This is a genomic window from Paraburkholderia sediminicola (assembly GCF_046026855.1).
GTDB classification, from domain to species: Bacteria; Pseudomonadota; Gammaproteobacteria; order Burkholderiales; family Burkholderiaceae; genus Paraburkholderia; species Paraburkholderia sediminicola_A.
On sequence record NZ_JAQQET010000050.1, the window covers coordinates 44,022 to 53,573 of the forward strand.

The following is a 9,552-nucleotide window of genomic DNA, read 5'->3' on the forward strand; positions in this document are numbered from 1 at the left end:
ACTTCAGATGAATCGGCCAGTTAATCAATGTCAGTAAGTGTGAAAGTGTGAAGCGGCATGAATTTTTAACCCGAATATGCGAGTGGCATATCTGTAAATTCTGTAAAATAAATTGCTAGAGAATGAAAGGGACTTCCCCGTCCCGAGGCTGCGGCGGAAGCCGCGAGTCGGCATCGACGTGCCATGATGAAGTTTCGAACGTTCATCAACACCAGCGAGAGGGGAAGTCCCTTTCATTCTCTAGGTTCGGTAATAGCCGCGAAATGCCTTTCTACTGAGGGTGGTATCGCGCCGATCAAATCCTTAGCTGGGTCGGTTTTGCAAAACCCCTCCTTGATGCCGTAGCGGAAGACTCGGCTGATCTCACTGCGCATCCGATGGGCTGTAAAGCGTGCGCCGCGGCCGTCGATGCGCTTCAGGACAGAAAGGGTCTCTGGCGCGTCAATATCAGTGATCGGTCGTTTGGCCAGCCACGGAAACACATCATTCTTGAAGCGGGCCGACGTCTTTTCGTACTGACCTATCTCTACAACCGTCTTGCGCTCCTCCATCCAGCCGTTGGCGACGACTTCAAATGAGCTGGCTGCAGCGATGCGCGCAGCGCGAGTTTCGGTTTTCTTCGCCTCGCTAGGATCTATTCCCGCTGCCAGTTTCTCGCGCACTTTGTCGCGCTTCTTGCGGGCCGCCGCCAGCGACACGGCCGGATAAGCGCCGAGTGCGAGCGTCTTATCTTTGTCGGTAAAACGATAATTTATCCGCCAGTATTTGCCGTCGGACTTGTCGAGTTGGAGGTACATGCGGCCACCATCTGATAGGCGGTTGCCGGTTCCATCCGAGTTGTAGCGGGCGTTTCTGACTTGGGCGTCGGCGAGCGGCATGGTGGTATCTCCGAGTGGAGAGGAGCGTTGGCGAGGCCGATACCGCCAAAAATACCACCCGATATCACCCGATATCACCCGATATCACCCGATATCACCCGATATCACCCGATATCACCCGATATCACCCGATATCACCAGATGTCCACGGAACAAGCCCGACCAGCTAAGACAAAAAAACCCGCGAAGCCTTTAGCTGTCGCGGGTTTCAGTACTTCTTCGGATCTGCTCGGAATGCTTTTTGGTGCCCAGGGCCGGAATCGAACCGGCACGCCTTGCGGCGGGGGATTTTGAGTCCCCTGCGTCTACCAATTTCACCACCTGGGCAGGTCTTCTAGCGCACGCGCCAGAGGAGGCCGCGCGGCGAAGACGCAGATTATGGCGGAAAATTCGGCGGCGGGCAAGCCGGTTGCCTGCTTCGTATGCTCAACCGTCAAACCGTGCGTGAAAACCGTTCAAGCGTCTGCTGACCGATATAGCGGTCGAACACCATCGCGATGTTACGCACGAGCATGCGCCCGGCCATCTGCACTTCGAGCTTGCTGCCGCTCACCGACACCAGCCCGTCCTGCTCGAAGCCGCGCAAACGCTCCAATTCCGGCTCGAACGTATCGGCGAAGCGGATGCCATATGCGGCTTCAAATTCATCGAAGCGCAGTTCCAGATTGCACATTAGCTGCGTGATCACATCGCGACGCAGACGGTCGTCCGCGGTGAGGCGCACGCCGCGCGTGATCGCGAGCTTGTTCGCATCGATTGCCGCGGCATAGCCGGGCAGATCCTTGACGTTCTGCGCGTACACGTCGCCGACTTTGCCGATCGACGACGCGCCGAAGCCGATCAGATCGCATTCCGCACGCGTGCTATACCCCTGAAAATTGCGATGCAACGTGCGCTGCGCTTGCGCGCGCGCGAGTTCGTCGGTGGGCAGCGCGAAGTGATCCATGCCGATGTAGACATAACCCGCGCCTGTGAGCCGCTCGACTACCCGTTGCAGGATCGCGAGGCGTACGGCGGGCGAAGGCAGCGCGGCCTCGTCCATCTGCCGTTGCATCTTGAAGAGCTGCGGCATATGCGCATACGCGAACACCGAAAGGCGATCGGGTGCGAGTTCGATCATCGTGTCGAGCGTGCGGCTGAAGCTGTCGACCGTTTGATGCGGCAGCCCGTAAATCAGATCGACGCCGATCGAGTGGAACCCCGTGTCACGCGCGGCCTGCATCACCGACGCGGTCATTTCGAGCGGCTGAATGCGATTGATAGCCTGCTGCACCACCGGATCGAAATCCTGCACGCCGAGACTAAGCCGGTTGAAGCCGAGCGTACGTAAATGCGCAATGATCTCGGGCGACGCTTCGCGCGGATCGACTTCGATCGAATATTCGGCCTCAGTATCGGGCAGCAACGTGAAGTGCTCGCGCGCCGAGGCCATCAATTCCGCCATTTCATCGTGCGACAGGAACGTGGGCGTGCCGCCGCCCCAATGCAATTGCGACACGGGGCGTCGCGTGTCGAAACATGCCGCCTGCAAAGCCATTTCACGCTTCAGGTGCTCGACGTAGGGACGCGCGTGCGCGCGGTTCTTGGTGGCGACCTTGTTGCAACCGCAGTAGAAGCACACGGTGTCGCAAAAGGGGATGTGGAAGTACAGCGAGAGATCGGTGGCGGAAGCGCCTGGATCTGCGGCGGCGCGCACATAGTCGGCGGGATCGAACTCGTCGTGGAACTGCAGGGCGGTCGGATAGGACGTATACCGTGGACCGTTCGCGTTGTATTTCGCGAGAAGGTCAGGGCGGAATAGCGTGTTGGCGGTGGTCATGAGGGGCTCAAGTTTGACGGCCACCGCGGAAGAGGCAAGAGCTGGCGGCGGTTCGCACCACCGGATCGAACAGCGCAGACGCCTCTTGAGCGTGGCCTTTCGTATCTATCAAGTTTATGTGAGCGGCCCTCTTCCGGATTGTGTAAAAAGGTCGCACGGGATGCGGTGGCACAATGCGGGTCTGGTATGACGTTGTGTGTTGTCGAGTTCAGGAAAAATGTCGTGAGTGATGTGCCGAACAGCGTTGTGAAGCGCGAGTCCCCGTTCCATGTGGCCGGTCACGCGTGCCGCCCCGATTGCGGCGCGTGCTGTATTGCGCCGTCGATTTCGAGCCCGATCCCAGGCATGCCGAATGGCAAGCCGGCGGGCGTGCGCTGCGTGCAACTCGGCGACGATCTGCGCTGCGCGATCTTCGGTCAGCCGGAGCGGCCGGCGTGCTGCTCCGGACTGCAACCGCAGATGGAAATGTGCGGCACGAGCCGCAGCGAAGCGCTCGCGTGGCTCATGCAGCTTGAAACGCAGACTCAACCGCAGCCGACGGTGCGCCGATAGCGCGCGTGAGCGAACCGCCACGTTATCCATTGATCCGAATCAGAGCGACCCAACGCAACCGCATGCTCGAGAAGGCTTCCACAGGAGATTTCGCATGACTCGACCCGCTGCGCCGACCCGGCGCCGCTTCCTGCTTGCAGCGCTGGCAAGCTGCACCGCGCTTGGCATCACCGTGTCGCTGGTGGCCTGCGCGACGCCGACCTTTCCATTCATCCCCTCGCACTACACGTTCTCGCAGCAGCAGGTGCAGGACGCGGTGCAGCGCAAATTCCCGTATCAGCGCACGGTTTCGCAAGTGTTCGACGTCGCGCTGACCAATCCGGTGGTCGGCTTTCTGCCGGACGCGAACCGCGTCTCGGTGAAGCTCGATGCGCGGCTCGTAAGCCCGTTCATGCCGCAACCGGTCGACGGTGTATTCACGCTGTCGAGCGAACTGGCCTACGACGCCGCCAGCAAGTCGGTCGTGCTGAAGTCGCCGAACGTCGACAACGTCAGCGTGAGCGGGCAGGCCCAGGCCTATACGCAGCAGATCAATGCCGCTGCGGCTGTGCTCGCCACGCAGTTGCTGACCAACTATCCGATCTACACCTTCAAGCCCGAACAGCTGCAATTTGCCGGCGTGAATTACGAACCCGGTACAATCACCATCCTTACAAACGGCATACGCGTGCAAATCGTCGAGAAATGACGCTGCGCGCGGCCGGCAGGGCCGCGCGCATATCGTGCTGACCCTGTTCGTTTCGACTATCTACAGCGATGAGGGTCACGGATGGACTGGCTATTGGCTTGCAAGGCGCTGATTCTGGGCGTCGTCGAAGGGTTGACGGAATTTTTGCCGGTGTCGAGCACCGGCCATCTGATCGTTGTGGGCAGCCTGCTCAATTTCACGGATGAACACGCGAAAACCTTCGATGTCGTGATCCAGCTCGGCGCGATTCTGGCCGTGTGCTGGGAGTTTCGCCGCCGCATCGGCAGCGTGGTGGTCGGCTTGCCCAGCCGGCCCGACGCAAGGCGTTTCACGCTGAATGTGATCATCGCGACGATTCCGGCGGTCGTGCTCGGCTTGCTGTTCGAGAAGGCCATCAAGGCGGCGCTGTTTTCACCGGTGCCGGTCGCGTTCGCGCTGGTGGCGGGCGGGGTGGTAATCCTGTGGGCGGAAGCGCGTCAGCGCGCGCGAGGCGACGTGGCGGCGCGCGTTCAGAACGTCGACGATCTGAGTCCGCTGGATGCGTTGAAAGTTGGCCTCGCTCAGTGTTTCGCGCTGATCCCGGGCATGTCGCGCTCGGGTTCGACGATTATCGGCGGGATGCTGTTCGGCCTCGAACGGCGCGTCGCCACGGAGTTCTCTTTCTTCCTCGCGATTCCGATCATCTTCGGCGCGACGGCTTACGAGCTCTATAAAGACTGGCACCTGCTGTCCGCCGATGCGCTTGGCAGTTTCGCGCTCGGTTTTGTGGCGGCCTTCATCAGCGCTTTCGCCTGCGTGCGCTGGCTGCTGCGCTATATCGCGGCGCACGATTTCACCGTGTTCGCGTGGTACCGGATCGGCTTCGGTCTGTTGATCCTGCTGGTCGGCTACAGCGGCGCATTGAGCTGGGCGGATTGAGTCTCCGCTTATCTGTCGAGTCATGAAAAAAGGTCCGCGTTTGCGGACCTTTTTGCTTGCTGCGAGTGAGTTGTGGCGCGCGGTTTTACGTCGCGACGCGCTTCCTGAACACCAGGTCCCACACGCCATGCCCAAGCTTTAGGCCGCGGCGTTCGAACTTCGTCACTGGACGATATTCCGGACGCGGCGCGTAACCGTCGGCGGTATTCTCCAGCGCGGGATCGGCGCCGAGCACTTCGAGCATCTGCTCGGCGTAGTTCTGCCAGTCGGTCGCGCAGTGCAGATACGCGCCCGGCTTCAGACGCGAAACCAGCAACGCGACGAACTTTGGCTGGATCAACCGGCGCTTGTGGTGGCGCGCCTTGTGCCACGGGTCCGGAAAGAAGATATGAACGCCGTCGAGGCTGTCCGGCGCGATCATCTGTTCGAGTACTTCGACCGCGTCGTGCTGAATGATGCGGATGTTCGACAACTCCTGCTCGCCCATCAGCTTCAGTAGCGCGCCGACGCCAGGCTCGTGCACTTCGACGCCGAGGAAGTCGTCGTCGGGACGGTGCGAGGCGATCTCCGCGGTGGTCGCGCCCATCCCGAAGCCGATTTCCAGCACACGCGGCGCTGCGCGGCCGAACACGCTATTCCAGTCGGGTTGCTGCGGCGCAAACGGCACGACGAAACGCGGACCGAGATCGTCCATCGCGCGGCGCTGGCCGGTCGACACGCGGCCCGCACGCGTGACAAAACTGCGGATGCGGCGTCGATGCAAAGCTTCTTCTTGCGGGGCGTCGGAGCCGGTGTCGGCCGGTTGGCCTTCGGTTTCGATGGAAGCCGGCGGGAGTTCGTCCGGCAGGCCGGCGTCGTTTGGATCGTGGATCATTGTCGATACTGCTACAAGGGTGAGGGCCTGGCGGCTTGCATGGGGTGTTGCGAGGCGCCGTTTGTGCTTGCGTGGCATGAGCCGCTGCTCGCCGGCGCGGTTCGCTCGAATCGCTATGCCCGGCCGTTGCCACTACAAAAAAGCCGCCTTCAAGGGAGGCGGCTCGTGCTGGATTCTGCTGACGGTTCAGCAGGAAGGTGGAGCGGGCATTGCAAGTGCGCGTAAGGTAGCACACCCGAAAAGGGTGCGTCCAGACGATGGTCGGCGTACAGAGGGCCTGACATTGGCCAAAGATTACGTTTTCATAACCGCGACAGCCATTCGTATGATTTAATCGCGTTGTAAGCCATCCCGTTGCAACGATTATCTAAACGAAAATCCATTATGGGCAAACACGCACACGATCATCGTCAGGCTAAACCTGCCAAAACCGCTTGGGTCGCTGTCGATCCAACTGCGGTTCCGATTACTTCTCAGAATGCACTTCGTAAAGCCATGGCTATTGAAGGCGTGGCGCTCACGCAATTCAACGATTTACTGTGGTTAATGGCGCAGGAGTCTGGTGGCATGGTGGACACGCGCAACGGGAAGTTGTGCGCACGCGGGATGTACCAACTGTTACGACCTCAGTATGACTTGAATCCGAATGGCGAAAAGTCGTTCGGTAATGCAGTCGAGGAATGTCAGGGCGGGATTCGCTATATTCTCGGGCGGTATCACACCGCTGCATCAGCGCGCCTGGTGTGGGAAGCAAACTACTGGTGTTGAGAATTGAACAAGCTTCTATTGATGGGCTTCGTTTCAGCCATGTGCTGGACGGGTGCAGCGCAAGCCGCCGATGCTGGATGAAGACGACTTCGAGCTGGTCAAGGCGGTCGAGAAGGCTGTGAAGAAATAGCGGCAATCAGCGCAATGGTGTGTTGAACACCGCGCGGGCTTATCACGCCTTTGTGCGACTTTCTGGATCTTCCTGGATGACAGGCGGGAGAGTATGTAGCTGGGGGGATGCTGCAAAACGCGGCAGACTCAGATCCTTTCGCAAACCCGCCTGACGCCCGGTCAATCGCCAGGCTGGCTAAAAAGAATCTGGAGCGGGCGATGGGAATCGAACCCACGGCTCTAGCTTGGGAAGCTAGGGTATTACCATTATACGACGCCCGCAGAGCGCACGATTCTACTCGGGAAGGGGCGGTTAGCGCAAATCGCGCTGCCGCCACCCTCACACACAAGGCGCACGGAGCGCCGTTCAGATCACGAAGTAGGTCAATTGAACGGCCGCACGTGTCACCACCATCAGCAGCACCTGCACGATCACGAACAGCAGAATCGGCGAGAGGTCGATGCCGCCGAGTTGCGGTACTACGCGGCGCAGTGGATTCAGGAACGGCGCAGTCAGCTGATACAGGATCGGCATGGCCGCCGAGCGCGGATTGAGCCATGACAGCAATGCCATCAGGATCGTCATCCAGATGATCAGATTCAGCGCCCACTTGATGAGCGTCAGCACCGCGACGATCAGCAGGGTCGGCGCGAGCGTGAGCGGATCGGCGCCCGTGAGCACCACCATCAGCACCACATAAATGATTGCCGCAAGCAGCGCCGCGACCAGGCTTGCCCAATCGATGTTGCGCGTGCTGTGCAGGATGTGCCGCAACGGCAGCACGATCCAGTTAGTGGCTTGCAGCACGGCGTTCGTGACGGGGTTGTACGGCGGCATGCGCACGACCTGCAGCCATGCGCGCAGCAGCAACGCGGCGCCGAACAGCGTAAAAACGGTATTGAGCAGAAAACGGGCGATATCGCCAAACATCTCGTGTCCTTATCCTTCGGATGACGGCCGTCGATCGGCCGCGGGGTGCCGGCGCTGACCGATCGGTGCACCGGCGGGTTCATTTGGATTGCCCGCGCCATTTCCGCAGGAGGCGCGTTACGCGTCACAAATGGGGACGCAGTGGATCAATTTCCAGATGTTCGAGTCAGGCTAATTGGCGAACTGCATGCCGCCAAGCCGCACCCGGCCACGGGACATCACACAGAAATCTTGATTTCGCTGATCAGAATCGTACCGTTGCCGCCGTCGGTGTAATTCGGAATGTCCGCAAGCAGGCGCTCCGAGGCCGACTTGAAGACCTTATAGAAGTCGTCTGCGCTATCGAACAGGAAGTGCCCTGCGGCGACGTACGGCGGCGGCGTTCCCGGAGGCCCGGCGTTGATGCCGACGTCGACCGACCAGCCTTTCAGCGACGGCCCGAACAGCTTCGCCGCAAGCGGCATGTGCGTGACGCAGTAGTAGTCCACGTCAAAGTGGCCGTTTTCCCGGTACGGATAGAGGATGCTGACCTTGATCATTGTGCGTTCTCGTCTGTTGGTCCCTAAGCGCGGCGCTGGCGGATTGCGCGCGGCGCCGGACGTCACATTATCACGGCTTACTTGACGCTTGCACCTGCTGCGGCCTGATTCAGCGACCGGTTGAGCGATTCTTCCACCGCCTCAGCAATCGCCTCGATCGCGGCGGGCGGTTTGGCGCGGCGTTCGGCCAGCCCAACCGCGCGCCGCGACAGCAAACCGTACAGCGCGGCATGATCGCCGCCGAGGCCTTCCAGCAACGCCAGCTGCTTCTCCACGACGCCCGTATCGCCACGCGACACCGGGCCGGCGAGTGCGTTGGGCAGGCCCTTGTCGCGGGCGGTTTCGATGGTGCCGGAGAGCATCGGCAGCAGCGCGCGCAGCGCATCGTCCTCAGCAAAGCCCAAAGTGCGCCACAAGGCTACGCATTCGGCGAGGCTGCACAGTGCGAAGCTGGCGGCGTAATGCGCGGCGGCGTGATACAGCATGCGGCCGCCCGCTGGAATCGACAGCGGATGGCAGCGCAAGGCAACAGCCAGCGCCGTCAACACGTCTTTGAGCGCACCATCCGCCTCGATCGTCACCGAGCAACCGGCGATCCGTTCGACGTCGGCGAGATCGCCGCTAAAGAGGTAAAGTGGGTGAAAGCCGCCGATCGAGGCGCCCTGGTCGCGCGCCGGGGCCAGCAGATCGACCGGCGAGGCGCCGCTGCAATGCACGAGTGCTTTGCCTTGTGGGCCGCTCGCTGAGCCCGCCGCGTACCGCAGTGTGTGCGCTGTCGTACCGATGCTGTCATCGGGAACGGCTAAAAAGACCATATCGGCGGCGTCGACGACCTGTTGTGGGTCGTTGAATGTCGCGCAATGCTCGATTTGACTGGCGAGCCGGCTGGCCGAGGCCGCCGTGCGGCTCGCCACCGCCGTGACCGGATAGCCGGCGCGTGAAAAGCTCAGCGCGAGACAGCGCGCGAGCCGCCCCGCACCGATGAAGCCGAGGCGCGGCAGAGAGGGCTGGGACATGGTTGCGTGCTCCAGACTGGACACTTGAACAGGAAACAGAAGTATCGCATCCGCCCGGCAGTGGCGCGTCTCGGCACCGGCATTCCTCTGATCAGTTCGCGCACGATATGGCGCGTCCGGTCGGTTATCCGGTCGCGCGCGCCCCGCGGGTCCGAAAACTGCTCACAATTTCTCTAGGGGTCGGTTTGGCAGTTGCTGTTCTGGGTTTTTCGTCTCGCAGTCAGATTCGGGAGGTAACGATGAATATTTTTTCTTACCGAAAGCACTTGCGGTTCTTGACTCATTCACAGCGCCGTCGCTGGTGGGAGCAGAAGAAGCGTTTGAAGCCACGCGTGCGCATCAGCGGCGCGTATGTCCCGCCCAACGTCTCCAGAGAATTCGCCTACGTGAAGGTAGGCTGAAAATACCGTCTGCTCGCGAGTAAGAGATGCCCGGCGTGATCGCGCCGGGCATTTTTC

General features: G+C 60.8%; 9 protein-coding genes, 2 tRNA genes and 1 pseudogene. 4 read left to right on the plus strand and 8 right to left on the minus strand.

Annotated features, from left to right (window positions below; all coding sequences use genetic code 11):
• Positions 1-242 precede the first annotated feature (242 nt).
• From PQR40_RS36400 to hemN, 3 genes and pseudogenes are all read right to left on the minus strand, one after another.
• A pseudogene (locus PQR40_RS36400) lies at positions 243-878 on the minus strand (tyrosine-type recombinase/integrase); the annotation flags it as partial.
• A 242-nt stretch (positions 879-1,120) separates the two neighbouring features.
• Positions 1,121-1,205 (minus strand) — tRNA-Leu (locus tag PQR40_RS36405).
• Positions 1,206-1,311: 106 nt separating this feature from the next.
• Positions 1,312-2,697 carry an oxygen-independent coproporphyrinogen III oxidase gene (gene hemN / locus PQR40_RS36410; RefSeq protein WP_408222567.1) on the minus strand — a complete coding sequence of 462 codons (1,386 nt, stop codon included), beginning with the start codon at positions 2,695-2,697 and terminating at the stop codon, positions 1,312-1,314.
• A 186-nt stretch (positions 2,698-2,883) separates the two neighbouring features.
• Here hemN and PQR40_RS36415 point away from each other — a divergent pair, with 186 nt between their 5' ends.
• The 3 genes from PQR40_RS36415 to PQR40_RS36425 all read left to right on the plus strand — a co-directional run bounded on the left by PQR40_RS36415 (position 2,884) and on the right by PQR40_RS36425 (position 4,855).
• Positions 2,884-3,249 (plus strand): YkgJ family cysteine cluster protein, encoded by a 366-nt coding sequence (locus PQR40_RS36415; RefSeq protein WP_408511070.1) that lies wholly within the window; start codon positions 2,884-2,886, stop codon positions 3,247-3,249.
• 94 nt (positions 3,250-3,343) lie between these two features.
• Positions 3,344-3,937 carry a DUF1439 domain-containing protein gene (locus PQR40_RS36420; protein ID WP_408222563.1) on the plus strand — a complete coding sequence of 198 codons (594 nt, stop codon included), beginning with the start codon at positions 3,344-3,346 and terminating at the stop codon, positions 3,935-3,937.
• Between the two features lie 81 nt (positions 3,938-4,018).
• Positions 4,019-4,855, plus strand: coding sequence for an undecaprenyl-diphosphate phosphatase (locus tag PQR40_RS36425; RefSeq protein ID WP_408222561.1), 837 nt, complete (start codon positions 4,019-4,021; stop codon positions 4,853-4,855).
• A gap of 85 nt (positions 4,856-4,940) precedes the next feature.
• Here the strand turns inward: PQR40_RS36425 and trmB are convergent, their stop codons facing one another.
• Positions 4,941-5,729, minus strand: coding sequence for a tRNA (guanosine(46)-N7)-methyltransferase TrmB (gene trmB, locus PQR40_RS36430; protein WP_408222559.1), 789 nt, complete (start codon positions 5,727-5,729; stop codon positions 4,941-4,943).
• 384 nt (positions 5,730-6,113) lie between these two features.
• Here trmB and PQR40_RS36435 point away from each other — a divergent pair, with 384 nt between their 5' ends.
• A complete protein-coding gene (locus PQR40_RS36435; RefSeq protein WP_408511071.1) occupies positions 6,114-6,497 on the plus strand; it encodes a hypothetical protein in 384 nt (127 codons plus the stop codon).
• A gap of 319 nt (positions 6,498-6,816) precedes the next feature.
• Here the strand turns inward: PQR40_RS36435 and PQR40_RS36440 are convergent.
• The 4 genes from PQR40_RS36440 to PQR40_RS36455 all read right to left on the minus strand — a co-directional run bounded on the left by PQR40_RS36440 (position 6,817) and on the right by PQR40_RS36455 (position 9,094).
• A tRNA-Gly gene (locus PQR40_RS36440) sits at positions 6,817-6,890 on the minus strand.
• Between the two features lie 85 nt (positions 6,891-6,975).
• The gene (locus PQR40_RS36445) at positions 6,976-7,539 is read right to left on the minus strand and encodes a YggT family protein (RefSeq protein WP_408222555.1); all 564 of its coding nucleotides are present in this window, start codon (positions 7,537-7,539) and stop codon (positions 6,976-6,978) included.
• A 218-nt stretch (positions 7,540-7,757) separates the two neighbouring features.
• Entirely contained in the window at positions 7,758-8,078 is a 321-nt protein-coding gene (locus PQR40_RS36450) for an EthD family reductase (RefSeq protein ID WP_408333726.1), read from the minus strand.
• Between the two features lie 77 nt (positions 8,079-8,155).
• On the minus strand, positions 8,156-9,094 hold the full coding sequence (locus PQR40_RS36455; protein ID WP_408222551.1) for a Rossmann-like and DUF2520 domain-containing protein: 939 nt from the start codon (positions 9,092-9,094) through the stop codon (positions 8,156-8,158).
• Between the last annotated feature and the right edge of the window lie 458 nt (positions 9,095-9,552).